Raw genomic sequence first — 24,381 nt, forward strand, 5'->3', positions numbered from 1 at the left:
GCGCTTGCCATGAATCATAAAGAAAAACAAGCTGCACTTGAAAAGTATAAGGCTATTGCAATTGCAACATTGGACTACTTAATTAAAAATTATACGGGAAAATTGGTTTTTGATCAATATGATCCTCATGTAATGGTTTATTCCACGCAAAAAGAGCAGGTGGAGCGATATTTTAAGCAACGCAAATTAGACCAGCTTAAACGCCACAGTACAAATTTTCAGAGGATCCTTTTGCATAACCTGGATGTAAAGTTCAAAGACTTTATTAAAGAACAGACGGGGTATGAAATAGATATATTTAAGGACTTGCAAGACAGGATAGAGGCCATTGTTGCCAGCAAGGAGATCACTAAGGATCGGGAATTGTATGATGTTCGCCTGATGAGTGACATATATGAAAAGACCAACGGTGACCAAAAGAAGCTGGCCGTTTTACAAAATTTAGTTGTGGCTTTTACTGATAAAATTCCTGTTGAAAGAAGTTCCAAAGTGATCTCCGAACAAAAGTATAAGGAAATGAGGCGTAGATCTGGCTTTCTTTTAGATCTGGCCTCACCGGATAAAAAAAACAGACTGGAACTTTATACAAATGGGAAGGATGGCTGTGCCCAGACCTCTGTTAATGTTTATTTGAAGGATGGTAATGGTGGAGCTGTTTATACTGCAAAGGGACAAAGTTTACCCATTAAAACGTATTGGAAAGATAACCGCACGGTGGTGATAGAAACGAAAAAAACTTATGAAGTAACCACACGTTATGAAAAGCTAAGTTCGTTAAAAAATGTTATTCGTATTGAGTATACAGAGGACTGATTGTCGTTCGGTAAATGATTAAGAAATTGTGCAATGACCATAAGTCATTGCACAATTTCAGCAGTTTATCTGTTTTTTTTGGTCATACTATCGGGTTTCATCATTTGCTGTTCCCAGACCAATTTGCCTGTTTTATCAAAGTATTTAACGCCTGTAAAGTTCTCTTTGCTTTTAAAAAACTGAGTATCTGGTTTGGCCATTCCAATCATCAGTTCTCCATGTTTACCTTTAATAAAAAGCCCTTTGGTGTTGTTGTCACCAGCCATTAGGTGCACTGCTTCGCCTTCAGAGTCGTCAAGTCCTACGACTGCTCTGGCTTTGCCATCCGCTGAAGAATTTACCCCGGCGCCCCCCAGTTCAAGCCCCATGCTGTCATTCCAGGATATGCCCGAAAACTCGAAGATGCGATGGCCCACGTTAGGATCGGATAGCTTTTCACCAAACTGTACCCGGTCAAAGCCATTTTCGTTCATCACCACAACGCCTACCGCACTGTGAACATAATTGCGATACCACTTCATATACTGGTCGGGATTCTTTTTATACATTTTGGCCGACCAGTATTTGCGGACTAAAGCGGTATCGGTTCGTACCCTGTCTTTAGAAAATGGAATTGGAGCCCCGATTAGAATGCGGTCTTTACCCAGGCTGTCTTCAATTACTATACCTTTTGCCCTGATGATGTCAAATTTATCTTCTTTTTTAAAAGAAAGGCCTGCTATGCCTATAAAAGCAAAGCCTAAACAGGTTATAAATGCAAACTTGAGTTTGCGGTGTTTTTGTTCCAGTTGTTGCAGCCGGATAAGTAACTCTTTTTCCATTGTCTTGGTTTTAGTTTAAACATGGGACAAGGCGGTGTTGAAGAAGTTGCATTTAAAGGGTTAAAATACTTGGAAACCAGTAGGTTTTGTTGGTTTAATCTATGCGGTAACGCAGGGAAACCAGTCCGGTTTCATAAGTTTTACTTTCCAGCAGGGTCAGTGCGGTACGGTTATCATTGTTGTGAAATAAGGGCTTTCCGCTACCCAGCAGCACTGGATGTACAGACATCCACAATTCATCCACCAGGCCGGCTTTCATTAAGGCTTCTGTAAGTGATGCCCCGCCAAACAACCAGATGTCTTTGCCGGGCTGCTCTTTTATGTTTTTCGCCTGTGCAATACTGTCACCGGATATCAGTTTAGCGCCTTCCTTTACCGATTTTAAGGTATTGGAAAATACATATTCGGTTACTGCAGGCATGCCGGGAATCATGCCGTCATTGGGGTTCTGGGCATGCTTCAGTGCTATTTCGTAGCTTTTTCGGCCAATAAAAATAGCGTCTATGCGATTGAAAAATTCATTGAGGCCATAATCCTGATCGGTAAAGCACCAATCGTACTCGCCATTTGGTCCTTCAATATATCCATCCAGGGTTACGGCCAGTCCCAGTATTAATTTTCGCATAATAGGTATAGGTTAAAATTTTAAACGAATATACAATTGTTACCAAAAAAGATACAAAGGTTATTGCAGTCAGAATGGATGTCTTTAGCAAAAAAACTATCTTTACCCTAGTCAAACTAAAACCAAATATGGGTAGCAAAGAGCGGATTGAGCGTTTAAAAGCTAAGGTCTATCAGGATATTCTTGATGCGGCAATGACCATCATTAAGCAGGAGGGCTACGATGCACTGAGCATCCGGAAAATTGCCGATAAAATAGAATACAGCACAGCCATTATATATTCTTATTTTTTAAATAAAGAAGCCGTTTTAATTGAACTCTCCAGGGAAGGTTTTTCCATGCTAATGGATTGTATGAAACAAAAGCTTGCCACAGTAACCGAGCCGCACGACAGAATGGAAGCCATGCTAATGGCCTATCTTCTTTTTGCAACCAAAGAGAATGAATTGTATCAGCTGATGTACCAGGTTGGTACGGGGGTGGCCGACGTTGGCGAGGCTTTCCCTGCCCTGGCTACATTTATGGGCCTGTTTAGGGAAGAAATGCAGGGCCTGGTTAAAGGAAAGCCATTTACCGAAGAAACCTTCAGGTGCAATTACCTCGTTTGTATTTCTTTTGTTCACGGGCTGGTGGCGTTGAACCGCTATTATAAAAATATTGATCCTGCCATGAACGATATGGTGTTAAAAAGGGCCATTGGCGGGATTATCCATACCATTGAACTTTCCTGAGCTTTGGGTTTACCTGCTCGTTGTCGTCACCTTTTGGAAATCACTTGGCCGCATATTGACCAGTTGCTGAAAAGTATTGCTAAAGGCTGCAATACTGGAATAACCAACCTGGTAGGCCACTTCACTTATATTTTTTTCTGTACCCATTAACAGCTCCATGGCTTTGATCATACGGAGCATTTTAAGGTATTGAAGAAATGAAATGTTCAGGTGCTGCTGAAACAGGCGGGTCAGGTTTCTTACACTAATGCTAAACTGTAGGGCAACCAGGGGCAAGGTTAAAGGCTCCTGCAGGCGTTCATGTAAATAGGTGGTTATTTCCTGTAAACGTTTCTCTTCTGTAGTGGGCAAAAGTATAGAAAACTTTTTGCCCGGAGAATGTGCCAGCAAATGTTTCATGGTACTCAGAAATTCGTATTCCCAGCTTCCGGGAAAAATTAAGCCCTGCCAGTTTTCAGAAAAACTGATCATTTCACGAAGTAAACTGCTGACCGGATAAATACCCAGTTCTTCGTAAAGCTGGTGTGCCTGGGTGGGTTCATCTGCAAAATAAATGTTTAAAATGGTCAGCTCACCGGTGTTGAATTTTACATTGTGCACCATGCCTTTAGGAATCCATACGTAATGCTGGGAGGGAATGTAATATTCTTTCTCCAGGGTTTTCAGGTAAGCGATGCCCCCCGAAACCAATAAAAGCTGTCCTTTATTGTGCTTGTGCGCCGGAAAACGATGTTCCAGCTGTTCCTTCATAATGTAAATCGCATCCTGATGAAGGTCAATTTCTTCTTCAAACTTTTTGAGCAAATTCATGATGGCCAAAATAAGTAAAATATTGGCTCATTATATAAAACCTTTAAATGAACGGCGGGATAATTTTGTGGTGCATCATTAAAATCAAAAATGAGACATCAATTAGCAATCGTATATTTTTTTGGACTACTGCTTTATGGTCCACTGGTAAATGCCCAGGACAGCCTGTTTACTTTAAACCAGGTTTGGGGAAAAGCAAAAGAATACAACAAGGAATTAAAGTTAAGTAAGCTGGAAACCGGACGGAGCCAGGCGCTGCTGAAAGACGCAAAGGCCGAAAGGCTCCCTGAAATTAATGCAAGTGGTTCCTATTCCAGGCTAACCAATATGCCGGTTTATAAAAACGGCATTTTTCACAGCCCCCAGGTTACCCCGGTTATTGGCCAGTCGTACAGCGTGGGTGCGGAAGCTTCCCTTAACCTGTACCGGGGCGGAAAAACCAGCCGGGAAATTAGCATTAAAAAAGTAGAGCTCGAGGCCGCACTGAACTTGCAGGGACTTTCTCTGGCAGAACTGAAATTTAAAAGTGCTTCGTACTTCTATGAGCTTATAAGAAATCTGCAGTTCAAAAAACTGACCATACAGGAAATTGCTTCCGAAGAAAAGCAGTTGACAGAAATTGGCAGTTTATATAAAAATGGAACGGTATTGAAAAGTGACCTGTTGCGTGCGGAGCTCAAAATATCTAACCAAAAAATGCTGCTTACAGAAATAGAAAACAATATTTTATTGTCGGTTCAACAGTTAAACATCATTATGGGGCGTCCCGATGCGGCACCATTAACGCCTTTGGTGAACAATATTGAAATACCGCAGCCCTATGCTTTAAGTTACGAGGATTATCTGTCCATTGCTTACCAAAATGCCTTTGAATTTAGGCTTTCGGAAAATGCAGTGGCCTTAAGTAATTTAAACCTGAAGCAGGTGAAGTCGAATGTTTTGCCAAGAGTAAACTTGTTTAGCTCCTATGGATATACTTATCCTCAAAGCCAGTTTTATCCTTATGCCGATGCGCTTTTTTCATTCGGACAGGCAGGCGTAAAAGTAACCATGCCCATTTCGGGTTTTTATTTAAACAGGTATAAAAAAGAAGCTGCCGCCATAAAAAGGGATCAGCAGGTTGTGCAGCATGAAATTAAACAAGACGAAATTAGAAATGGGGTACGGGCAGCCTACTTGCATTATACCGAAGCATTGGAACGGATTGAAATTGCAAAGAAAAATATTGTACAGGCAAGCGAAACGCTAAGGATTTTAAAGAACAGTTATTTCAACCAGCAATCGCTCTTAACGGATCTTCTGGATGCAGAAACGCAGCTTCTTCAATCGAAGTTCGACCTGACTTCAGCACAGGTAAGGGCGCAGGTTCAGTTCTATCAGTTACAAAAAATAACAGGAAAAATTTAAACGCAATAAAATGAATACGACACCAAATAAAATAGATAAAATCGTTGTTGGAACGACCAAAGTGATTGGCATTGGGGTGTTATGCGCCTTAAGTATATGGGGCATTAGCCTGATTATGGCCATGTTAAAGTACGAACGGACCAACGATGCGCAGGTTGAAGAATATGTAAATCCGATCAATACAAAAGTTGGGGGCTACATAAAAAAAATCTGTTTCACAGAAAACCAGCAGGTCAATCAGGGAGATACTTTACTGCTTATTGACAACAGTGAATACCGTATGCAGCAAGACGAAGCAGAAGCTGCATTGGAAAATGCCAGGTCACAAACCGGTATTCTGGAAGCAAACATTGCTACGCTGAAAAGTAATGCCCAGGTGGCCTTATCGCAAATTGATGCGGCAAAGGCTAAAATGATCAGGCAGCAGCAGGAGTTTAAACGTTATCAAAACTTACTTAAAGAAGAGTCGACCACCCGGCAGCATTTTGACAATGTAAAAACGGCATTGGACATTGCGGTTTCAGAGCACCAGGCCACGGTGAATGCCTATAAAGCAGCCTTGTCAAAAATTAAAGATGTGGAGGCACAGAAACTATCTGTGTTGGCCGAAATCAGAAGGCGTCAGTTTATGCTGGGCCGGAACAAACTCGAGCTGGGTTATACGGTGATTACTGCACCCTATAAAGGAAAAGTGGGTAAAAAGATCATTCAGGAAGGACAATTGGTGCAGGCCGGACAGACCATGACATTTATCATTAACCAGCAGGGGGGGAAATGGATTGTTGCCAATTTCAAAGAAACCCAGATCGGTCAGTTTAAAACCGGACAAAAGGCATTGGTAACGGTTGATGCTTTTCCGGATGCCAAATTTAATGGTGAAATAGAGTCTGTTTCCCCGGCAACAGGTTCCAGATATTCTTTGTTGCCACCGGATAATGCCACCGGAAATTTTGTGAAAATTATACAACGGATCCCCATCCGCATTAAACTCACCGACCAGGACGCAAAAATTGCCGGGTTATCGGCTGGAATGAATGCCAATGTATCCATTAAAAAAGAAAGCTATGAGTAATAGTCAATTACCCATGTTTAAAACCTGGGCCCCTGAATGGCTCATCCGGTCGACCATTTTTCTGGTGCTTTTGCCTGCCTTGGCTGTATTTGCACTTTATTTCAGTAATACTGCCGAAACGGCCGGTTATTATGGTATGGAACCTGCCGATGTGCAATATTCGAGTGTAATGATGTACGCAACACTGGTGACCATTTTGCCTGTGGATGATCGTTTTGTAAAATATTTTACCCCTAGAAAATACTTTATCCTGGGCATCACCCTGAACACCATTACTTACCTGATTTGTGCTTTAACCAAAAATATTGCAGTTTTTATGGTTTGCCGCTTTATTCAGGGTGCGGTATGTGCATCATTCTGCAGCATCTGTATGAATTTGATTTTTCCCAGGCTGCATTCTGCGCGTGCAAAAACAATAGGATATTCTATTTTTTATGGTGCCTTGCAGGTGTCAATTCCGGGCTGTGCGCTGTTGTGCAGCTGGCTGCTGTATTATTTTAATTTCAACATGTTGTTTTACACTTTAATTGTTCTGGAAGTACCTGGGGTAGTGCTGCTGCTGCTCATTACCAATAATGTGCGTTTTAGAAAAAAGTTTCCCTTGTATCAGCTCGATTGGGTGAGTTATATTTTTTACACCATTATTTTCTGTGCAGCTGGTTATGTTTTTGTATACGGGCAGCAGCTGAACTGGTTGGATAGTCCGCAAATTGTTAACCTTTGCCTGGTCATCCTGGCTGCAGCAGCCTTGTTTATTGTGAGGCAGTTTCATTTAAAAAGGCCCTTTGTAAATTTAAGGTTGTTCAGTTTTGTGAATTTCAGAAACGGTTTATTGCTGCTGGTGGCTTATTATTTTTTCAAAGGGACAACTGGTTTTGCTTATGCATATTTGCAGGGCATACTGGGTATAGACCCGGTTCACCTTACACCGATTTGGATAATTAACATCATTGGAATTGTTTTGGGGATGTTTATTTCCTCGAGGTTTGTTCTTTATGGGACATCTGTAAAGGAAATTCTAATTGCTGGTTTTTCCTGTCTTTTATGGTATCACGTACAGATGTATTTTCTTTTTTCGAGCGTCTCTTCGACCAGTGATTTTTTTGTGCCTTTCTTTTTACAGGGCCTGGGATCCGGGGCTTTATTTGTGCCTATTGTTTTGTTTACCGTGTCGTCGGTTCCGGCACCAATGGCGGGTTCGGTTTCGTTTTTGGGTATTGGTTTTCGTTTTATAGGTTTTTGTACCAGTATTTCAGTGGCCAATTATTTTCAGTTGTATAACAGGAGTACGCATTACAATCGGTTTAGGGCAAACATTACCGAGCTGAACCCCGCAATGGGTGAAACCATGTCGCGCATACAGCGCAGCATTGCCATGGGCGGGCAGGATGCAAAAACGGTAAAGGATTTATCCTCAGGTGTTTTGAGTAAAGTGGTTGCCGGGCAGGTTTCCCTGCGGGCGTCAATGGATTATTATGCTGCTGTAATTTGGGCAATGGTCATTTTAATTTTGGCCATATTGTTTGTGCCGCAGGCTAAAAAGGTGGTCATTTCTTTCAGAAAAAGGTTTATACCCTATTAGTGAAGTTAAAAGAGCGTTTTTCTGAAAGGAAAAACGCTCTTTGATGAACCCCGTTTAAATTACAATACTTTGCTGATGACCCCTTCAATTTTCTCTTTGTCAAACTCAGAAGAATAGATCACCGTTCCTGTTTTGTTAAGTATAATGACATGTGGATAGCCATAAATCCCGAGCTTACCAGCCAGTTTTTCTCCGTTATAAAGCATGGTATAGCCGGGTTTTTCTCTTTTGTAAAAAAAGCCGACATCCTCTTTTTTTTCATGGGCATTAATGCTTAAAATTTCGATGTTTTTTCCATACTTCTGTTGTAAATCTTTAAGCCCCGAAAAAGCCTCCATGCAATAGCCACAGTCTTTGATCCAGAATTCCATTAATACAATTTTATCCTGAACATCGGTTGATTTTAGAGTGTCCTGCTGCTTCAAATCAAATTTAGGCAATGACCATTTTGGAAAGGTGGCGCCCACAGCGGCAACAGGATTGCGTAAGGGCTTTTTGTAAGGTTTATAGCTTTTATAGTTAAAGGAATTCCAGGTTTTTTTTTCGGGTGCTGCTGGTTTTGTATTAATTTTTGTAAAAATGGTTTTGGTATAATACTGGTCTTTGTTAATGCTGTTGCTGTCAAAAAGCATGTAAGGCAATGCCGTGTGCTGATCAATAACTAATTTGTAGTACTTGGTGACCTCGGCATCAAAAGTGGAAATCCCTTCGGGAAATTCAATTGATTTTTTGTGCAGCTCAAAGCGTACCAAATGATAGGTTTTACCTTCAATTAAAGTGTCTTTTATAGATTTTGGGCTGTTTTCGGCCAGAATTAACGGGAGGGCAATGCGCAAAGCGGCTATAGAATTGTAAAGCAGGGACAGGCCTTTGATCTGCTGGATGGTCTTTTTTTCCAGTTCAATGGTTTTGTCTTTATGGTCCAGCAAAAAGTATTCATTTCCGTTATAGACTTGCAAATAATCTGTCGAACGCATTTGAAACCTGGCTACATTACTGTTGTTGTATTCAAAGTAAGAATCACCGCTGTTCTTCGCAAAATAATTGTCCGCAAAATTATTAATTTCCCGGTAGCTTGAATAGGAAATGACTTTTAACCTGTTTAAGGTTTCACTGGTTTTTTGAAGTATTTTTTCAGCTTCATTTTTCTCTTTGCAAAATGAGGATGCACTTAAAAGTAACAGCAGGACTAAAATGGTCGAATGTCGTTTCATAATGTTTAGTTTGATTTGTTCAAAACTACCCAGTACCATATTAATTTTTTGAACTATTAGACTGAGGTTTAATTTATTCGACGAGTTACAGCAAAATTGTATTGGTCGAAAAAAAATGAATTTTAGTCGAAAAGCATGTGGTAAAGAATTTAGCGTTGCAATTAATTTTTACTTTTAGGACATGGCATTGTTTAGGTTTACAAAATACTTTAAAATAGAGCTCCTTTTTTTTATTGTTTATTTCTATGTTTTTAGGTTTTTAACCGATTTAGAATATAATTTTTGGGAAAGAAAAATTACTGGAATTGCGGCTAAGGAAATAGAATATTCTATACTTTATGGTACGGTGAACATTATTGCTTATTCTTTTTTTTATAAAATTGTTAGGCAGTATTTAAAAACGAAACGGTTATTACAGTTCCTGCTGTTGATTGTTCTGTTTTTATTCTGTTATTCTATATTCCAAAAAGCGACTGATTTTTTATTTTATCACTTAAGTTTTATATCCAAAGAAAACCGCGACTTTGCCTATAAGGCTTATATGTCAAAATCAATTGGTTATAGTTTTGCTTACATTTTTAAAGAATGGTTGGCGGTCAGTTGTCTGGCTTATTTTATCTACTCCGATCAGCAGAACGAACAAATGAAAGTATTAAAAGAACAGCAGCTGATGTCGGAAATTAAATACTTAAAAGCACAGCTGCACCCTCATTTCTTTTTTAACACCTTGAACAATATTTATAGCCTTGCCCTAAAGCAGGCTAAAGAAACAGCCCCTTTAATTGCAAAGCTGGCAGAAATGATGCGTTATATTTTGTACCATACGAACGATAAGCTGGTGTCCTTACAGGATGAAATTGCATTTATACAAAATTATGTAGAGGTAGAGCGCATACGTTATCGCAGTGCCATAAATATTGATTTTGATACGCAGGGAATTACTGCCGAAAGCAAAATCAGTCCGCTGTTGTTATTGCCTTTTATAGAAAATGCTTTTAAACATGGGATTGAAGATGAACTGGTGAATGGCTTTGTGAAAATAATTGTCTGTGAATCGGAAAACGAACTGAGTTTTGAAGTGAGCAATAGTATTGCAGGGCACAAAAAGGCTAAAGGAGGAATCGGCCTGGAAAATTTGAACAAGAGACTGCAGATTCTATATCCCGGTAAACATAAACTGGAAGTCTCAGACCATGAAGATGTTTATCACGTAAACCTAACATTGAAATTAAAATGATCAATTGCCTGATTGTAGACGATGAGCCATTGGCCCAGGATATTTTAGAAGGTTATGTGAATGACCATGAAAAACTATTTTTGGTGAAAAAATGCAGTACTGCTTTTGAGGCCTTTGAAGTGTTGCACCAACAGCAAATAGATGTTTTGTTTTTAGACATCAGAATGCCGGCCTTAAACGGGATTGATTTTCTTAAATCACTAAAAAACCCACCTGCTGTAATATTTACAACTGCTTTTTCGGAGTATGCGGTAAACAGTTACGAGCTGGATGCAGTGGATTACCTGTTGAAACCCATTACCATTGAGCGCTTCCAGAAAAGCCTCGAAAAGTTATTTAAATTGCCACAGCTTGAGGTGAAGGAGCAAATAAAAGCCTATACTTATTTTAAAGTATCAGGACAACTTCTGAAAGTTTTGCACAATGATATTTTTTATGTGCAGTCGATAAAAGATTATATGATGTTGTATACCCGAAATGGTAATTTAATGGTGCACATGACTATGAAATATTTGTGCGACCTGTTACCGGAAAATCAATTCATCAGGGTTCATCGTTCTTATCTGATCAATACAAATTACATCGGGAGCATTGGAAAAAGTAAAATTCACATTAACCAGGTTGAAATTCCTATTGGTACAAATTACAGAAAGGATATTTTAAACCTGGGTGTTTGAGCACCATATTGGCTCATTTAACAGTAAAGGCCACTTTTGAGGTATAAGATGCGCTGCTCGTAAAATAAAACCATATAATTTAACAGAGTTGGGCTAATTTTATTTGGTTTTATTTTTTACATTGCAAAGTAGTTCTTTGCATATTACATCAAAAGGAAATGGTTTTACTTTATTGTAAATTAATAGGGAATCGTGTGTAAATCACGAACTGTCGCGCAACTGTAAGTAACTAAAAGGGTTTTCATCAATATATGTCCACTGTTCTGTATCTGGAATGGGAAGGAGGATGAAAACTGTTACAAGTCAGGAGACCTGCCTCTTTCTAATGGACAATGCTTTCGCGATTCGAAGCTTTTAGTCTGACAGATGTTTATTTTTACATGGAAAACGCGTCCCTGATGATGGGGTTATGCGTTGCTGTGCATTTGTATTCATCTTTCCTTTCTTAAAATTTTCCTGTCAGTAGCATTGTGTTAAAATCGAAGAACTTTTAACTAAATAATCTAATTAGAGGGAATGTCAAGTGACAACAGAAGAAAAAATTGATCAATCTGAAACACGTGCTTTTAAAGTCGTCTTTCCTGAAACCACCAATCATCATAATACGATGTTTGGTGGAAGAATATTAATGATGATGACCGAAACGGCCTTCATGACTGCAACCCGGTTTAGCAGAAAAGATTTTGTGCTGGTGAGTAGTGGTAAAATTGATTTTACAAAACCCATTCCGGCTGGGACTTTGGTTGAACTGGTTGGACGGGTGGCGCGTATTGGCAATACCAGTATTGAAGTTCGGGTGGAAGTTTACCTGGAAAAAATGAATGAAGAATTCAGGGAAAAGGTGGTTGGCGGGACTTTTACTTTAGTGGCAATTGACCAAAACAGCAAGCCTGTTCCGGTTTGTTAAACCACAATCATGACCCGGCCATACAGCCGGGTCATGATTAGAAACTGATGTTGTAAGTGTTTTTTATTTCTGCCATGGCAAAAGTACTGTGGGTACTTCCAATGCTTTTTACAGAACCCAGTTTATTGAAAACAAAGTCCTGATAGTGTTTCATGTCTTTTGCATAAACTTTTAATAAAAAATCGAAATCGCCCGAAATGTTATAACATTCCACTACTTCATCGATTTTTAAAATATCCTCCACAAAACGGTGGCCTATTTTCCTGTCGTGTTCTTTGAGCTTAATGTTGCAAAAAACAATAAACCCCTGATTGAATTTTTCGGCATCCAGTATGGCAATATACTTTTTAATGTATCCATTGCTTTCCAGTCTTTTTACCCGCTCAAAAACAGGGGATGGTGATAGTTTTACTTTGGCTGCGAGCTCTTTTATGGTATAGTTTGAATTGTTGCCTAATATTTTAAGCAGCAATAAATCGGTGTCGTCCAGTTGATCCATAGAATAATTTTCTTTAGCGAAGGCTAAAATAAGTAGTTGTAAGCATAATATGCTTATGTTGATTGCTTAAAAAGTTATTTATGCTTATTTATTGGGGTTAAATAAGTTTTAAAATCTGCATACGTACCTTTGTTTAGAATTTAGTCCTGTTGGTGGGCTAAATAAAAACGATAGTTCTTTACTTTAACTTTATCGACTGGAAAAGGTTTCCGGGAAACCGGAATTAAAAGGGAACCGTGTGAAAATCACGGACTGTCGCGCAACTGTAAGTAACGCAAAAGTTTTAGCCGCACATGTCCACTGTCTGTAATGCACAGATGGGAAGGATGGCTAAAATGTTACAAGTCAGGAGACCTGCCTGTTCCGGAAGGACGATGCTTTCGCGAAATAGAGCAAATGGTCTGATCTGATGGTTTTTTAGAAGGATGGTATGGCTGTCCGGATGCCTCTGTATGCCTGTTTTTTTGCGGAACGTTGTGAAGTTTTTAAAAGCAATGTTAACAGTTTTTTTAATTAAATCTTTTAAAGAAATGCAAACGCAAAACCTCGGCTACCCGCGAATTGGTAACCAAAGACAACTGAAAAAAGCCTGCGAACAATATTGGGCAGGGAAAATTGATCTGGCTGAACTTAACCTGGTTGCCCGAAAAATAAAAGAAGAAAACTGGCAGACACAACTCGAGGCCGGTATCGACCTGATTCCATGCAATGATTTTAGTCTCTATGACCAGGTGCTGGACACCAGTTTACTTTTGGGGGCGATTCCCCAGCGCTATTCACCGATACTTTCACAAATTAAATCCAACAGCGAGGTTGACCTTTACTTTGCAATGGCACGGGGTTACCAGAAGGATGGCCTGGACATTACAGCAATGGAAATGACCAAATGGCTGGATACCAATTACCATTACATTGTGCCCGAATTTACCGCGGCTCAGGAATTCAGAATTTTTAATGAAAACATATTTAGTGAGTACAACAGTGCAAAATTAAAACTTGGGGAAAAGGCCAAGCCGGTACTGCTTGGGCCGGTGAGTTATTTGCTGTTGGGTAAAGAGAAAGAGGCGGGATTTGAAAGGGTCGATCTGATAAAAAAACTGGTGCCCGTTTATGTCGAGATCATCAACCGCTTAAGACAGCAGGGGGTCAAATGGATCCAGCTCGATGAGCCTTGTCTGGGGCTTGACCTTTCTAAAAAAGAAAAGGAAGCCTTTGAGTATGCCTATAGGGCTATTGCCAATCGTGTGAGTGGTATTAAACTGCTGGTGGCCACTTATTTTGATGCCTTGCTTGACAACACCCAGCTGGCGGTAAACCTTCCCGTAGCCGCGCTTCATGTCGATCTGGTGCGCGCCCCTGAGCAACTTGATGAAATACTCGAACTGGTCCCCGATGGACTTCAGCTTTCCTTAGGGATTGTTGACGGGCGTAATGTTTGGAAAAACGATTACGAAAAGTCTTTAAACCTGATTGGTAAAGCGGTAGCGAAGCTTGGGGCCAGTAACCTAATTATTGCGCCTTCCTGCTCGCTTTTACATAGTCCGATTGACCTGGACCTGGAAACTGCACTCGATCCGGAAATTAAAAACTGGATGGCATTTGCCAAACAAAAATTAAAGGAGCTGAATGAATTAAAACAAATCAGTGAAGGAAATCACGATTTACTGGCGGCCAACAAAAATGCCATTGACAGCAGAAGGTCCTCACAAAAGGTGCATAAGCAGGCTGTAAAAGACCGTCTTGCAACCATTACTGAGGCCGACGCAACCCGGAAAAGCGCTTTCCCTGTTCGTCAGAAATTGCATCATGAACGTTTCAATTTACCTTCTTTTCCGACAACCACTATTGGCTCATTTCCTCAAACAGACGACATCAGGCAGTTACGTGCAAGGTTTAAAAAAGGTGATTTAACAGTAGAACAATATGAAAAAGCAATTGAACAGGCTACTGTGGAGACCATTCGCTGGCAGGAAGAAATTGGTTTGGATGTTTTGGTTCATGGCGAGTTTGAGCGGAACGATATGGTGGAATATTTTGGTGAGCAGCTCGATGGTTTCCTGTTTACTAAAAACGGATGGGTTCAAAGTTATGGAAGCCGTTGCGTAAAGCCCCCGGTTATTTACGGCGATGTAAGCCGTCCGGCAGACATGACTGTGCGTTGGAGTACATTTGCTGCTGCACAAACCGAAAAACCAATGAAAGGGATGTTAACCGGTCCTGTGACCATTTTGCAATGGTCATTTGTCCGTGACGATCAGCCAAGGGATGTGACCACAAACCAAATTGCTTTTGCCATTCGTGACGAGGTGTTGGCGCTGGAAAAAGCAGGTATTGGTATTGTTCAGATTGATGAAGCAGCGATCCGTGAAGGCCTGCCTTTAAGAAAATCCAAACACCCACATTACCTGGACTGGGCGGTAAAAGCTTTCCGCATTACTGCAAGTGGTGTACAGGACAAAACGCAAATACATACACACATGTGCTATAGCGAATTCAATAACATCATTGAGCATATTGCTGCCATGGATGCCGATGTAATTACCATTGAAACCTCCCGTTCTCAAATGGAGCTTTTACAGGCGTTTGCACATTTTGAGTATCCAAACGAAATTGGTCCTGGAGTGTATGACATCCATTCACCGCGTGTACCCGGTACCGAAGAAATGGCCTCCCTTTTGGCAAAAGCGGCCGATTTGTTGCCTGCCCGTAACCTTTGGGTAAATCCAGATTGCGGACTTAAAACCCGTAAATGGCCCGAAACAAAAGCTGCGCTCGAAAATATGGTAGCTGCCGCCAAACAGGCCAGGGAACAGATCAGTGTAGAAGGTGTGATTTAATTGTAAACCTGCGGGTTTGTTGGCCCGCAGTTTTATTTTTACCCTGGCTAAAAAAGATAAGCCTGCCTTTTGATTTAAAAGTTCGTTTTTTTGCGAATAGTGCCTACTTTTGCATCGGTGAAGCGATGTATTCTAATCATTTTAATGATGGCCGTTGTACAGGATCAGGTACCGGTCCGGGAGTTTTTAAAGCTGCCTGTATTAATTGTGCACTATCATCAACATCAGTTAAGGGATCATAAACTTAGTTTTTCTAAGTTTTTGTCTATGCATTACAGTCAGGAGGATGATCACGACAATGATCGTTCCCAGGATATGCAATTGCCCTTTAAACACATTCATGCTGCAAGCGGGGTATTCAGCAATATCCCTGCGCCCTGCAAATTTGAATTTAAACCTAAATTGTTTGATTTAAACAGAAAGGTTAAAGTACAGGAGCATTTCTTATTGATCCCCCTTTGTTTTTCGGGAAAAATCTGGCAGCCTCCAAAATTAACGTAAGAATCCTTTTTACCTTAATTTTTCAGGCCACGGGTAATTCCTTGCAGCAGTTTTTTACCGGTATTAGGTCTGGTACCAAGATGGCTGAAAAACAAAAAAAACTCATTTTTAATAAGAAATCACATGAACGATAACATTTCTGCCGGGCAGCCTGTTCAGAGTAAGCAGCAGATCACCACCATATCTATAATTGCCAGTGCCAGTCTGGCCACCATTAAATTTATTATTGGTGTTTTAACCGGAAGTCTTGGCTTAATTGCCGAAGGCATGCATTCTCTTTTAGATCTTTTATCGACAATAGTAACTTTTATTGCAGTCAGGATAGGTGCCAAGCCACCTGATGCCAACCACCCTTATGGACATGAACGGGCAGAATCTCTGGGGGCACTTGCCGGAATGGCCCTGTTGGGTGCAACAGCTCTTTTTATCCTTTACCATGCCATAGTTAAAATCTTGTGGGAACCTGGTGCTCCTGAAGTGACCCTATGGTCATTTGCAATTATCCTGATCAGTATTGTGGTTGATTTTTTAAGGGTCCGGTCTTTAAAAAAGGCAGCTAAACATTATAAAAGCCAGGCCCTGGCCTCGGATGCAGAGCATTTTAGTAACGATATGCTGGGGGCTTTGTCTGTTTTAGTTGGGCTTTTGTTTATTTTTTTATCAAAATATATCCCCCTTCCGGTTTGGCTGGTTGAAAGGGCAGATGCCATTGCTGCCCTGGGTGTTGTGGTTATTGCTTTTAAATCGGTAATTGGTATTGGTGGGCAAGCTTTAAAATCTTTAATGGACGATGTGCCGGAAGATCTGGCGCCCAGGTTACAGAAACTGGTTGAAAATTTACCGGATGTTATGCCGGGTACGGTAAACCTCAGGGCCAGGGTAGTGGGTAATAAAACTTATGTCGAAACCACAGTTGGAACTTCCAGGGACCTCACTTTCGAAAAGGTCCATCTGCTCACAGAGGAAATTGAAAGGACAATTATAGATCAGTTCAATGGAGATGCCGAAGTTATTGTGCATCCCGAACCGGTTGTTTTGGCAAATGAACCTTACAGCGCAAAAATACGGGCAATCGCAGAAAGATTGAGTTTAAGGATTCATAATTTAAACCTGTATATGGTTAGTGATGAGGTTAGAATTGAACTTGATCTGGAATTACCAGATGGTTTGTGCTTGTTTCAGGCCCATGAAAAATCGGAAATGCTGGAGCAGGAACTTTTTTCGGAACTTGGCCCATTGATAAAAGTGGCGGTTCACATAGAACCAAGAAATGAAATGCTCAAGCCCGCAATAAGAAGGGAAAAAGATGCCAAACAAGTAGGGGATGCTTTGTCGAATATTTTGGATTATGAACATGTGTGGTTACAGGACGTTTTATTGACAGATGAAGGTTTGGTGGTTACGCTGGTTATTGGAATGGATGACCAAACGCCCTTGGCAGAAGCCCATGTAACCATGCACAATTTGGAACGTTCGTTGCGAAAACTCATTCCAAATTTAGTGCGGGTCCATATTGATCCCGAACCGATGTCGAGGTACCTGACCACTCATAAAATAAATACATAGGTTTGGTGTTTTGTAAGCATCTTAAAAAAAAATGCTCAAGGTTTCTTTAGGATGTACACGTTTTGATCCTTCAAATAGGTGGCTTCAATATTGTTTAAATAAATTTTATCCAATTCATTTAAGCTGCATTGGCTTGTGGCCTTTTTAGTGGTATATATAAATTTATCTTCTGCGGTATTTGCAATTTTAAGTATTAAGGTGTCTCTTGATTTTGTGAAATTTAATGGGAGAATAAATGCCTGAATAGTTTCTTTTTTTCCAAAAACGATGGGTCTGATGGTATCATGTCTGGCCAGGTCCTTAGTCTTAAAGGCGTAAATATCCTTTAAGGAATATTTTGGATGGTCAGCAAAAAAGAGATCGGTTCCGGTGCTTTGGTCTACAATCCGGAAGGCCCCATAAGTGGAAACAGGATCTGCAGCACAAATAATACGTTCCTTTTTTGAGCAGGAATAAAAAAATGCTGTTAATGTGCTGCCAAGAATGACTGCTGTTATTAGTTTTTTCATAGCCAATTGTTAATGTGTTGATGGGTAAACGATGGTGCGGCTATAAATGCTACAGTGGTTAGGTTTCTTGTCACTAATCGGAATACTAAACAAATGGCAGGTTTAATCACCTGCCATTTTATTTATAAAGAATTCAGAAAATTCACATATGGGCCAACACTTTTTTCAATCCATTCCGTAGAAGTGTTGAATTCCATGCCGTAATAGGCGAACAAAGGCTGGTAGTCTGCTTTTACGTATTCGAAAGTAAGTGCTAAGGGGCGTGTTAACTCTTCTAAAGTATATCTGTATTTTTCATTAGGACCATACTCGTGTTCGTCAATGCCTGCCGACATGGCCAGTGCGATTTTTTTTCCCGACATTTTGTATCCGCTTTTACTGCCATAAGCCCAGCCATGAAGGAAAACTTCGTCAATCCATTTTTTGAGAAATGATGGGCAGCTGTGCCAGAAAACCGGAAACTGAAAGACGATTTTGTCATGGGCTTCCAGAAGTTGTTGCTCTTTGGATACGTCAATTTTTTCATCAGGATACTTGTGGTACAGGTCGTGTATTTTATATTGTTCCGGATATTTTTTCAATTCTTCAGTCCATCTTTTGTTGACTTTTGAGTTTTTAAGATCGGGATGTATTACAATAACTAAGGTTTTCATTTTATCATATTTTTTGACAAAATTAATAGCATAACAGGCTGTTATGTATATTAGCGACCAATTGTAATGTACTATAAAAAATGTAAGTAATGTCTAAAATTAAAACTACATCTACCAATTTTGCAAATAAACAAACATTGGCCGACGAATGCTCAGAAGCTTACGCGGCAAACATTATTGGCGGACAGTGGGCTTTGGTAATTTGCTCCTGGTTATTAACCGGAAAGCTTAGGTTCGGGGAGTTGAAAAAAAAATTACCCAACATTACCGAGCGCATGCTTACCCTTCAATTGCGAAAGCTGGAGGAAAACAAAATCGTGGTGCGGACAGTGTTTGCAGAAGTGCCGCCAAGGGTAGAATACGAGTTAACTCCAATTGGATACGAGTTGCGGCCAATCATTAAACAACTTGAAAAATGGGGCCAAAAACATAAGGATCTAAAAGGCTAGGAATTGGTTTTTTCTGCTATTTTTATATTGTTTTATTTTAAACCCAATCAAATATGAAAAAAGTAACGGGCCTGGGTGGCGTATTTTTTAAATGTGAAGATCCAAAAGGCATGAATGAATGGTATGCCGAAAATCTTGGATTGCCTGTAAGTGAATACGGCGTTACCTTTGAGTGGAAACATACAGATGACCCTTCAAAAACCGGATCTACAGCATGGTGTACTTTTCCAAAAGATACTACCTATTTCAAGCCTTCCGATAAGCCGTTTATGATTAATTACCGCGTAGAAAATATTGTTGCACTGGTCGATGAACTGAAAAAGAGCAATGTGACCATTGTTGACCAGATTTCAGAGTATGATTATGGCAAGTTCGTTCATATACTGGACCCGGAAGGAAATGTAATTGAACTCTGGGAACCCATAGGAGAGTAACCAGAGTGAAGTAAAATTAAGCGCCTTGCTGGGCCTTAAGCTTTAAAAGCTTAATTGCTCTTTTTATAGAGGCGATATTTTTTAAATTTTGTGTGGCCTGTTGCATATTTTTATGCATCAGGTCTTCTTCTTTTACTGATCTTTCCAGTAGTTTCTTTTCTTTTTCTAGTAATTGAATTGCATATTCCATAATTCCGGTATTGGTTTATTCTGCAGGTTTTATCTGAGGCTAAACGATAGGTAAATATAAGTTAGATTAATCTAAAAATACAATTGGATTAACATTTTTTAACAGAATTATACCGGGTAAATGTAAAATTACATAGTTTGATACCTGTGTTTTTAAGGTTTCTTTTGCCATTTTCTTGGGTGCAGTAAACGGTCTGAGGCTTCTTTGAGCTCATTTAATTTCTGGGTTACCAGCTCGAAGCGCCTTTGTATGGACTCTTTTTTTTCAGAAAGATCTTTAAGATTTGGACCAGGATCTTTTCCTTGGGTTGAAGATTTTTCTTCAGGACTGAGGTTCTTCATTGTTGTTTGTTTGCGAGAATTTAGAATTTAACATTTTTAAGAGCGTCCTGCAGAACCCGCCGCTGCGGGTACAGTATGAAAATAGCAAACAGAATTATAAGTTTAAACATTCATTTTGTTCAGTTCTTGATCAAAAAGAAAATACACTGCCATAAAGCTGTCACTGGGATGTATCTATTTTACAGGATAAACAAAAAAAAGATGGAAAAATTAAATTTATCAAAGAAGTACAAGGATTACTTTACAGCAAAAATAGCCCCTCAGTTGTTAGATACCGGTCCGGCACAATATGTATCCCTTAGGGGAAAAGGAGATCCCTCTGATGCTGGATTTATGGAAAAAATACGGGCTTTGTATGCAACCGCTTATGGTATTAAGTTTATTTGTAAAACAAAGGAGAAGGATTTTGTGGTATCCAAACTGGAAGGGTTGTGGTGGTTTGATGAACAAAAGTTTGGTCATTATTCTATGTCTGAATCTGCTCAGAAGGTTCCACGAAAAGAGTGGGAGTATCGCTTAATGATCCGGATGCCTGATTACATAACAACATCCGAACTCGGGGAGGCTATTGAGAATGTGGCTACCCGTAAAGGAATAAAAACAGCAAACGAAATTGTATGGTTCGAAATGGACGAAGGTTTGTGTATCCAAACGCTTCATATTGGACCTTTTTCTGCAGAGCCCGAAACATTGGAGCGGATAGATGCTTTTTCGAAAAATAACCAGCTGAGCAAAAATGGGTTACATCACGAAATTTATTTATCTGACTTTAACAGAACAGATCCCTTAAAATTGAAAACGATTTTAAGAGAGCCTGTAATCAAATATAGACGGTAAATTATGGGGTATCTTCCTGTCTTACAATAGGAAATAGAAGCAGCCACATCAATAAAATACCCAGGCCTATACCAGTTAAAATAATAAGGTAAAGAACCAGGAAAGGCATATCAATACATTCTTTGTCGAGACCAAACCAGGGAATATTGGGGTCCAGGAAAATCCAGGCAAAACCAAAAGTGATCAGTGTAAAAGTCATTAGGCCGGTAATAATAAACATTGTTTTTTTTGCTGGCCATTCATCTCCTCTGGTCCTTAACCTGGAAAAACAAAATATGGCCAGGCCTGCGCAAATGACAATCAGGATAATGTTAATGTAACTCAGCAAGGTACGGTCGACATAATTGTGTGCGGTATCGCATGGGTGGCCAAGAACAAAGTAATAGGTTTTCAGGTTTCTGATGATGTATTCCCAGCCAAATTTCTGGTTCTGCAGGTTGAGGTCTGTTACCCGCGTGGTTATGGTATCGGGTACAAGAAATTTATAAGCCAGTTCATCGGCCAGTTCGCCGTATCCGATGTCTGCGGTCAGGTCCCAGATGGCTACCCCGGCAAGGCCTTCACTAAGCGCAAAATCGAATTTTTTGCCTAAAGTATATTCGTTGTCAAACCATATTTTCTCATTGACTTTTCCGGTGGTATCGCTGACTTCAATAATGGCGCTTGCGGTTTGTTCATCATAACTGATGGGGGCAAACTGATATCTTGCCCTGATTTTGTTGTAAGAAAGTGAAATGGGGTTTTTGCCTTTGCCTTTTTTGTCAAAATCCCATTTGATGCCATAATAAGGCAGTAAAATGATCAGTTTTGATGGCAACAGGTTATAAGCGTTAAGGTAACGGGAAACACAGGTTTCAATACTGTAATCGCTTTGTTGTTTTAAGGGGGCAAGCGGCCCGGGACCGCCCGGAAGTTTCTCCCTGAAATCAATTAAAAATCTGTCTGTGAAAGGAGCAAGGGCTGCAAGGTTATAGCCCCGGGCAATATCAAAAGCTGGAATTGTGAGGCTTAAAATGAAGTTTCTGTTGTTCTTTTTGCATTCTCTGGAAAGTGCGCTTATAAAATTTAACAGATGTACAGAAAGTTTGTTGTTTACCCCGCTAAACTTGATGTTTAATCCTTCCATGTTGTTTTGGGCGAGGATAGAAATGATTTTAGAGGTAAACTGGGTCTGTGCAAAGCTACTTTGAAGAAAAGTATTGGTGTTGACATTGTCGGATGTAATACCCATAATCAACCTGCTTCCCATTACTTTTGCCCGCCGGGAAACTTCAAAATTTTTCAGGTCGAGGTCGTTCATGCTTCTTCCGTTGCTGCCGTTTAATACAAAAGCATCAATAACAATTGTGCTGAAAACCCTGTAATTAAGATCTATTTCTCCGCTGTTGTAGGGGTGAAAGCCCCATACTTCCGCTGCCTGTTTGAGTTTGACCATCCGTTCACGCTCAAACTTCTTGTTGAGGGTGTCTTTGAAAATATGTGATTGCTGGGCCAGTTTCCGGATTAAAGCAAGTCTTTCGGGTTTGGTATCCGGGGTTGAGGGCGGTTGGTTTTTCTCTGTCCCTAAAATCGCTTTTATTAAACCGTCAATGTATTTGTCGTTGTTGAGCTTTTCCTGGTCGGCCGCTTCCTTCTGGGGGTCCGGTGTTTTATTTTCTGAAGGGCATTCATGGCATTCCGGAATAATTACCGGTTTATTTTTTTCGTAATCAGACTGTATTTTTCTTAATATTTCATAAAAACTGGCAAGCCTGCTTTCTACCGAGTCTTTTAAAGACAACTGGTCTTTCGTGAAGGCTTTTCCTGATAGTAAAACGGAATCTTTAATCAGGGTGTCGATGATTCTGATGACCCTTATTTTTTCCCTGGCATGAGAATTTGCGCGGAATTTAAATGCATTGGCCAGTCTTTTTAAAAGACTTATTTTCTTTTTACTGCTGTCTTGTTGGGTGGATTGTATTGTGCTTCTGTGGTTTAAATCTACCTCTTTTGCCGCGAAAGAGGATGTGGAGAGAAACACCGCGAGTAAAATAAAAAGTAAAGTCCGCATTTGAGAATGTTAATAAGTTTGATCAAAATTGTTTAAAAGTTTTCAAAAATTGTTCAAAAAAAAATATTGGCTTATTTATGATTCAGAGTTTTTTTTCATAATGTTACATATACAAAGCGCGTTCGTTTTATTTTAGAAATAAGTATTATATGATTATCCTGTTTTATTGTCATATAATGAAAACAATGTACAGATTTTTTTATACTAAATTTAGTAAATGATTTTTGAAGCATTATCTTTCTTGTCTGAGGAAATTAATGAATATTTCCGAAATAAGCTTAAAATCAAAGATGATAAGGTTGTATTGTCTTCGATTGTTGATGCTAAGGGAGATATTGCCATTGAAGGTTCAAATAAGATCATTATTACCCTCATTAATATTGAAAAGGAAACCTCACTGAGCAATGATGTTGATTTGAGGCGCTCAGGATCCTCTGCTACCAGTCCTTTAAAGGTTAATTTGTATTTAATGTTTTCAGCTTATTTTAACCGGGGGAACTATGGGGAATCGCTTAGGTTTATTTCTTTTATATTGGCCTATTTTCAACATAAAAATGTTTTCAATCATCAAAACTCTCCCGGACTGGATGAACGGATTGAAAAGCTAATTTTCGACTTGCAGGTTCTGTCTCAGGATCAGCTAAATAATGTCTGGTCAAGTCTGGGGGCTAAGTATATGCCTTGTGTAATTTATAAAATGCGCATGCTGAGCATCAGTGACTCTATTATCCGGGAGTACAGACCACTAATTACTTCTATAGAAAATAACCCTTCGATAAACTGATGAATATTAACTACGAAATATTAACAGAGGTTCGGTTTGAACATGAATATTTCAGTAGTATGTTTTCTGCTTTTAATGTCTGTCCATCAGAAGATTCAAGAAAAAAACTCCGCGATTTTGGAATGGAATTCAGGGAACAGTATGGCAGGTTTTTTATTTTCTTTGATGTTTTTCATGGAGGGGAAAAACGATCTCGGGAAGCGGTTTTGAGCAAAGCCCTTTGTTTGGTTTTTACGCTTGAACTTACTGATTTAATGTTTTTTAATTATACAGCCGTATTGAATATGAACGTTCAGCAGTCTGTGTTTTACTTTAGTAACCGCATTGTTGGCAAACAAACACTGCACCGGCAGGAACTGGTTAGCGATAAAGATGTATATGCTTATCCCTTAACTTTTTTTCGTGAAGATGGAATGGTGAAGCCTTTTGGTAAAATCGTGTTAAAAATAGCACCGGGTCTGCTGGATGTATATCTGATCCGCTTTGAAGCGATGGCAACTTATTGGCGCTATATTTTGGTGAGTGATTATTTAAAAACAATTAAAAACCCGGTCGTTCTCGATCAGCAGACACAGGTGATTTTTAAAGGTCCAAATCCTATTGAACTTCCTTCTGGTTTAACAGGTGTTGCTTTTGTTTCTCCTGAACCTATAAAGCTTTCCAGTAAAACAGCAGCCAGATATCAGTTGCTGGAGAATTCGGAAGACAATCCCGAAAAAAGAAGGGTAATTGTCCGCGCATTACAAAATCCAAATCCCGTTTACATATCCTCGCTTCCTGTGGAGCAGGAGCCTAATATTAAATCTAACTATTCAGAAATCATTATTTAAACCAC

Annotated in this window: 26 protein-coding genes and 2 riboswitches; of the genes, 16 read left to right on the top strand and 10 right to left on the bottom strand. The window is 39.7% G+C overall.

What is annotated here, in order from left to right:
* The first annotated feature begins 9 nt into the window (after positions 1–9).
* A complete protein-coding gene (locus tag B0O44_RS10885; RefSeq protein WP_110830148.1) occupies positions 10–813 on the top strand; it encodes a hypothetical protein in 804 nt (267 codons plus the stop codon).
* A gap of 65 nt (positions 814–878) precedes the next feature.
* Here the strand turns inward: B0O44_RS10885 and B0O44_RS10890 are convergent, their stop codons facing one another.
* Both B0O44_RS10890 and B0O44_RS10895 read right to left on the bottom strand, forming a co-directional pair.
* Positions 879–1,634: a hypothetical protein gene (locus B0O44_RS10890; RefSeq protein ID WP_110830151.1), complete on the bottom strand. Its 756-nt coding sequence runs from the start codon at positions 1,632–1,634 to the stop codon at positions 879–881.
* Positions 1,635–1,728: 94 nt separating this feature from the next.
* Positions 1,729–2,259 (bottom strand): dihydrofolate reductase family protein, encoded by a 531-nt coding sequence (locus B0O44_RS10895; protein ID WP_110830153.1) that lies wholly within the window; start codon positions 2,257–2,259, stop codon positions 1,729–1,731.
* 128 nt (positions 2,260–2,387) lie between these two features.
* On the opposite strand from B0O44_RS10895, the gene B0O44_RS10900 reads away from it, so the two are divergent.
* Positions 2,388–2,990: a TetR/AcrR family transcriptional regulator gene (locus tag B0O44_RS10900; protein ID WP_170123310.1), complete on the top strand. Its 603-nt coding sequence runs from the start codon at positions 2,388–2,390 to the stop codon at positions 2,988–2,990.
* Positions 2,991–2,999: 9 nt separating this feature from the next.
* Here B0O44_RS10900 and B0O44_RS10905 read toward each other — a convergent pair whose 3' ends face one another.
* Positions 3,000–3,800 (bottom strand): helix-turn-helix transcriptional regulator, encoded by an 801-nt coding sequence (locus B0O44_RS10905; RefSeq protein WP_110830157.1) that lies wholly within the window; start codon positions 3,798–3,800, stop codon positions 3,000–3,002.
* A gap of 90 nt (positions 3,801–3,890) precedes the next feature.
* On the opposite strand from B0O44_RS10905, the gene B0O44_RS10910 reads away from it, so the two are divergent.
* Genes B0O44_RS10910 through B0O44_RS10920 form a run of 3 tightly spaced genes read left to right on the top strand, consistent with a single transcriptional unit; the run spans position 3,891 to position 7,861 of the window.
* The gene (locus tag B0O44_RS10910) at positions 3,891–5,207 is read left to right on the top strand and encodes a TolC family protein (protein WP_110830159.1); all 1,317 of its coding nucleotides are present in this window, start codon (positions 3,891–3,893) and stop codon (positions 5,205–5,207) included.
* Between the two features lie 10 nt (positions 5,208–5,217).
* The gene (locus B0O44_RS10915) at positions 5,218–6,279 is read left to right on the top strand and encodes an HlyD family secretion protein (RefSeq protein WP_110830162.1); all 1,062 of its coding nucleotides are present in this window, start codon (positions 5,218–5,220) and stop codon (positions 6,277–6,279) included.
* On the top strand, positions 6,272–7,861 hold the full coding sequence (locus B0O44_RS10920) for an MFS transporter (protein WP_110830461.1): 1,590 nt from the start codon (positions 6,272–6,274) through the stop codon (positions 7,859–7,861). The genes B0O44_RS10915 and B0O44_RS10920 overlap by 8 nt, the downstream gene beginning before the upstream one ends.
* 59 nt (positions 7,862–7,920) lie before the next feature.
* Here B0O44_RS10920 and B0O44_RS10925 read toward each other — a convergent pair whose 3' ends face one another.
* Positions 7,921–9,075: a TlpA family protein disulfide reductase gene (locus B0O44_RS10925; RefSeq protein WP_170123311.1), complete on the bottom strand. Its 1,155-nt coding sequence runs from the start codon at positions 9,073–9,075 to the stop codon at positions 7,921–7,923.
* 541 nt (positions 9,076–9,616) lie between these two features.
* Here B0O44_RS10925 and B0O44_RS10930 point away from each other — a divergent pair.
* The 3 genes from B0O44_RS10930 to B0O44_RS10940 all read left to right on the top strand — a co-directional run bounded on the left by B0O44_RS10930 (position 9,617) and on the right by B0O44_RS10940 (position 11,896).
* The gene (locus B0O44_RS10930; RefSeq protein ID WP_170123312.1) at positions 9,617–10,312 is read left to right on the top strand and encodes a sensor histidine kinase; all 696 of its coding nucleotides are present in this window, start codon (positions 9,617–9,619) and stop codon (positions 10,310–10,312) included.
* Complete coding sequence (locus B0O44_RS10935; RefSeq protein WP_110830170.1) at positions 10,309–10,989, top strand: LytR/AlgR family response regulator transcription factor; 681 nt, start codon at positions 10,309–10,311, stop codon at positions 10,987–10,989. The genes B0O44_RS10930 and B0O44_RS10935 overlap by 4 nt, the downstream gene beginning before the upstream one ends.
* A 142-nt stretch (positions 10,990–11,131) precedes the next feature.
* Positions 11,132–11,323: riboswitch (cobalamin riboswitch) on the top strand.
* A 189-nt stretch (positions 11,324–11,512) separates the two neighbouring features.
* A complete protein-coding gene (locus B0O44_RS10940; RefSeq protein ID WP_110830173.1) occupies positions 11,513–11,896 on the top strand; it encodes an acyl-CoA thioesterase in 384 nt (127 codons plus the stop codon).
* A 37-nt stretch (positions 11,897–11,933) separates the two neighbouring features.
* On the opposite strand, the gene B0O44_RS10945 is transcribed toward B0O44_RS10940, so the two are convergent.
* Positions 11,934–12,395, bottom strand: coding sequence for an Lrp/AsnC family transcriptional regulator (locus B0O44_RS10945; RefSeq protein ID WP_110830175.1), 462 nt, complete (start codon positions 12,393–12,395; stop codon positions 11,934–11,936).
* A 186-nt stretch (positions 12,396–12,581) separates the two neighbouring features.
* Positions 12,582–12,771, top strand: a riboswitch (cobalamin riboswitch).
* A gap of 154 nt (positions 12,772–12,925) precedes the next feature.
* Here B0O44_RS10945 and metE point away from each other — a divergent pair.
* The 3 genes from metE to B0O44_RS10960 all read left to right on the top strand — a co-directional run bounded on the left by metE (position 12,926) and on the right by B0O44_RS10960 (position 17,299).
* Positions 12,926–15,232 carry a 5-methyltetrahydropteroyltriglutamate--homocysteine S-methyltransferase gene (gene metE, locus B0O44_RS10950; RefSeq protein WP_110830463.1) on the top strand — a complete coding sequence of 769 codons (2,307 nt, stop codon included), beginning with the start codon at positions 12,926–12,928 and terminating at the stop codon, positions 15,230–15,232.
* Positions 15,233–15,376: 144 nt separating this feature from the next.
* A complete protein-coding gene (locus B0O44_RS10955; RefSeq protein ID WP_110830177.1) occupies positions 15,377–15,733 on the top strand; it encodes a hypothetical protein in 357 nt (118 codons plus the stop codon).
* 123 nt (positions 15,734–15,856) lie between these two features.
* On the top strand, positions 15,857–17,299 hold the full coding sequence (locus tag B0O44_RS10960; protein WP_110830180.1) for a cation diffusion facilitator family transporter: 1,443 nt from the start codon (positions 15,857–15,859) through the stop codon (positions 17,297–17,299).
* A 35-nt stretch (positions 17,300–17,334) separates the two neighbouring features.
* Here the strand turns inward: B0O44_RS10960 and B0O44_RS10965 are convergent, their stop codons facing one another.
* On the bottom strand, positions 17,335–17,808 hold the full coding sequence (locus tag B0O44_RS10965) for a hypothetical protein (protein ID WP_110830182.1): 474 nt from the start codon (positions 17,806–17,808) through the stop codon (positions 17,335–17,337).
* Between the two features lie 122 nt (positions 17,809–17,930).
* Positions 17,931–18,461, bottom strand: coding sequence for an NAD(P)H-dependent oxidoreductase (locus tag B0O44_RS10970; RefSeq protein WP_110830185.1), 531 nt, complete (start codon positions 18,459–18,461; stop codon positions 17,931–17,933).
* Positions 18,462–18,550: 89 nt separating this feature from the next.
* Here B0O44_RS10970 and B0O44_RS10975 point away from each other — a divergent pair, with 89 nt between their 5' ends.
* Positions 18,551–18,910: a winged helix-turn-helix transcriptional regulator gene (locus B0O44_RS10975; RefSeq protein WP_110830188.1), complete on the top strand. Its 360-nt coding sequence runs from the start codon at positions 18,551–18,553 to the stop codon at positions 18,908–18,910.
* Positions 18,911–18,963: 53 nt separating this feature from the next.
* Positions 18,964–19,344: a VOC family protein gene (locus B0O44_RS10980; protein WP_110830190.1), complete on the top strand. Its 381-nt coding sequence runs from the start codon at positions 18,964–18,966 to the stop codon at positions 19,342–19,344.
* Between the two features lie 16 nt (positions 19,345–19,360).
* Here the strand turns inward: B0O44_RS10980 and B0O44_RS24975 are convergent, their stop codons facing one another.
* On the bottom strand, positions 19,361–19,534 hold the full coding sequence (locus B0O44_RS24975) for a hypothetical protein (RefSeq protein ID WP_170123313.1): 174 nt from the start codon (positions 19,532–19,534) through the stop codon (positions 19,361–19,363).
* Positions 19,535–19,686: 152 nt separating this feature from the next.
* Entirely contained in the window at positions 19,687–19,875 is a 189-nt protein-coding gene (locus B0O44_RS10985; RefSeq protein ID WP_110830193.1) for a hypothetical protein, read from the bottom strand.
* 201 nt (positions 19,876–20,076) lie between these two features.
* On the opposite strand from B0O44_RS10985, the gene B0O44_RS10990 reads away from it, so the two are divergent.
* Positions 20,077–20,712, top strand: a complete 636-nt coding sequence (locus B0O44_RS10990) for a GyrI-like domain-containing protein (RefSeq protein WP_110830466.1) — start codon at positions 20,077–20,079, stop codon at positions 20,710–20,712.
* Position 20,713: 1 nt separating this feature from the next.
* On the opposite strand, the gene B0O44_RS10995 is transcribed toward B0O44_RS10990, so the two are convergent.
* On the bottom strand, positions 20,714–22,762 hold the full coding sequence (locus B0O44_RS10995) for a glycoside hydrolase family 18 protein (protein WP_110830196.1): 2,049 nt from the start codon (positions 22,760–22,762) through the stop codon (positions 20,714–20,716).
* Positions 22,763–22,979: 217 nt separating this feature from the next.
* On the opposite strand from B0O44_RS10995, the gene B0O44_RS11000 reads away from it, so the two are divergent.
* Together B0O44_RS11000 and B0O44_RS11005 are read left to right on the top strand one after the other, a co-directional pair.
* Positions 22,980–23,546, top strand: a complete 567-nt coding sequence (locus B0O44_RS11000; RefSeq protein WP_110830199.1) for a DUF4255 domain-containing protein — start codon at positions 22,980–22,982, stop codon at positions 23,544–23,546.
* Positions 23,546–24,376 (top strand): hypothetical protein, encoded by an 831-nt coding sequence (locus tag B0O44_RS11005; protein ID WP_146229810.1) that lies wholly within the window; start codon positions 23,546–23,548, stop codon positions 24,374–24,376. Before B0O44_RS11000 ends, B0O44_RS11005 begins: the two co-directional genes overlap by 1 nt.
* The last annotated feature ends 5 nt before the right edge of the window (positions 24,377–24,381 follow it).

Origin of the sequence: Pedobacter nutrimenti (assembly GCF_003208655.1) — a bacterium.
Taxonomy (GTDB): domain Bacteria; phylum Bacteroidota; class Bacteroidia; order Sphingobacteriales; family Sphingobacteriaceae; genus Pedobacter; species Pedobacter nutrimenti.

Excerpts from the sequence above, each read along its gene's own strand:
- B0O44_RS10985 (WP_110830193.1), bottom strand. The coding sequence starts at position 19,875 with ATGAAGAACCTCAGTCCTGAAGAAAAATCTTCAACCCAAGGAAAAGAT.
- B0O44_RS10975 (WP_110830188.1), top strand. The coding sequence starts at position 18,551 with ATGTCTAAAATTAAAACTACATCTACCAATTTTGCAAATAAACAAACA.
- B0O44_RS10960 (WP_110830180.1), top strand. The coding sequence starts at position 15,857 with ATGAACGATAACATTTCTGCCGGGCAGCCTGTTCAGAGTAAGCAGCAG.
- B0O44_RS10910 (WP_110830159.1), top strand. The coding sequence starts at position 3,891 with ATGAGACATCAATTAGCAATCGTATATTTTTTTGGACTACTGCTTTAT.
- B0O44_RS10990 (WP_110830466.1), top strand. The coding sequence starts at position 20,077 with ATGGAAAAATTAAATTTATCAAAGAAGTACAAGGATTACTTTACAGCA.
- B0O44_RS10885 (WP_110830148.1), top strand. The coding sequence starts at position 10 with ATGAATCATAAAGAAAAACAAGCTGCACTTGAAAAGTATAAGGCTATT.
- B0O44_RS10945 (WP_110830175.1), bottom strand. The coding sequence starts at position 12,395 with ATGGATCAACTGGACGACACCGATTTATTGCTGCTTAAAATATTAGGC.
- B0O44_RS10905 (WP_110830157.1), bottom strand. The coding sequence starts at position 3,800 with ATGAATTTGCTCAAAAAGTTTGAAGAAGAAATTGACCTTCATCAGGAT.
- B0O44_RS10890 (WP_110830151.1), bottom strand. The coding sequence starts at position 1,634 with ATGGAAAAAGAGTTACTTATCCGGCTGCAACAACTGGAACAAAAACAC.
- B0O44_RS10920 (WP_110830461.1), top strand. The coding sequence starts at position 6,272 with ATGAGTAATAGTCAATTACCCATGTTTAAAACCTGGGCCCCTGAATGG.
- B0O44_RS11005 (WP_146229810.1), top strand. The coding sequence starts at position 23,546 with ATGAATATTAACTACGAAATATTAACAGAGGTTCGGTTTGAACATGAA.
- B0O44_RS10900 (WP_170123310.1), top strand. The coding sequence starts at position 2,388 with ATGGGTAGCAAAGAGCGGATTGAGCGTTTAAAAGCTAAGGTCTATCAG.
- B0O44_RS10965 (WP_110830182.1), bottom strand. The coding sequence starts at position 17,808 with ATGAAAAAACTAATAACAGCAGTCATTCTTGGCAGCACATTAACAGCA.
- B0O44_RS10895 (WP_110830153.1), bottom strand. The coding sequence starts at position 2,259 with ATGCGAAAATTAATACTGGGACTGGCCGTAACCCTGGATGGATATATT.
- metE (WP_110830463.1), top strand. The coding sequence starts at position 12,926 with ATGCAAACGCAAAACCTCGGCTACCCGCGAATTGGTAACCAAAGACAA.
- B0O44_RS10970 (WP_110830185.1), bottom strand. The coding sequence starts at position 18,461 with ATGAAAACCTTAGTTATTGTAATACATCCCGATCTTAAAAACTCAAAA.
- B0O44_RS10935 (WP_110830170.1), top strand. The coding sequence starts at position 10,309 with ATGATCAATTGCCTGATTGTAGACGATGAGCCATTGGCCCAGGATATT.
- B0O44_RS10980 (WP_110830190.1), top strand. The coding sequence starts at position 18,964 with ATGAAAAAAGTAACGGGCCTGGGTGGCGTATTTTTTAAATGTGAAGAT.
- B0O44_RS10955 (WP_110830177.1), top strand. The coding sequence starts at position 15,377 with ATGATGGCCGTTGTACAGGATCAGGTACCGGTCCGGGAGTTTTTAAAG.
- B0O44_RS11000 (WP_110830199.1), top strand. The coding sequence starts at position 22,980 with ATGATTTTTGAAGCATTATCTTTCTTGTCTGAGGAAATTAATGAATAT.
- B0O44_RS10930 (WP_170123312.1), top strand. The coding sequence starts at position 9,617 with ATGTCAAAATCAATTGGTTATAGTTTTGCTTACATTTTTAAAGAATGG.
- B0O44_RS10925 (WP_170123311.1), bottom strand. The coding sequence starts at position 9,075 with ATGAAACGACATTCGACCATTTTAGTCCTGCTGTTACTTTTAAGTGCA.
- B0O44_RS10915 (WP_110830162.1), top strand. The coding sequence starts at position 5,218 with ATGAATACGACACCAAATAAAATAGATAAAATCGTTGTTGGAACGACC.
- B0O44_RS10995 (WP_110830196.1), bottom strand. The coding sequence starts at position 22,762 with ATGCGGACTTTACTTTTTATTTTACTCGCGGTGTTTCTCTCCACATCC.
- B0O44_RS24975 (WP_170123313.1), bottom strand. The coding sequence starts at position 19,534 with ATGGAATATGCAATTCAATTACTAGAAAAAGAAAAGAAACTACTGGAA.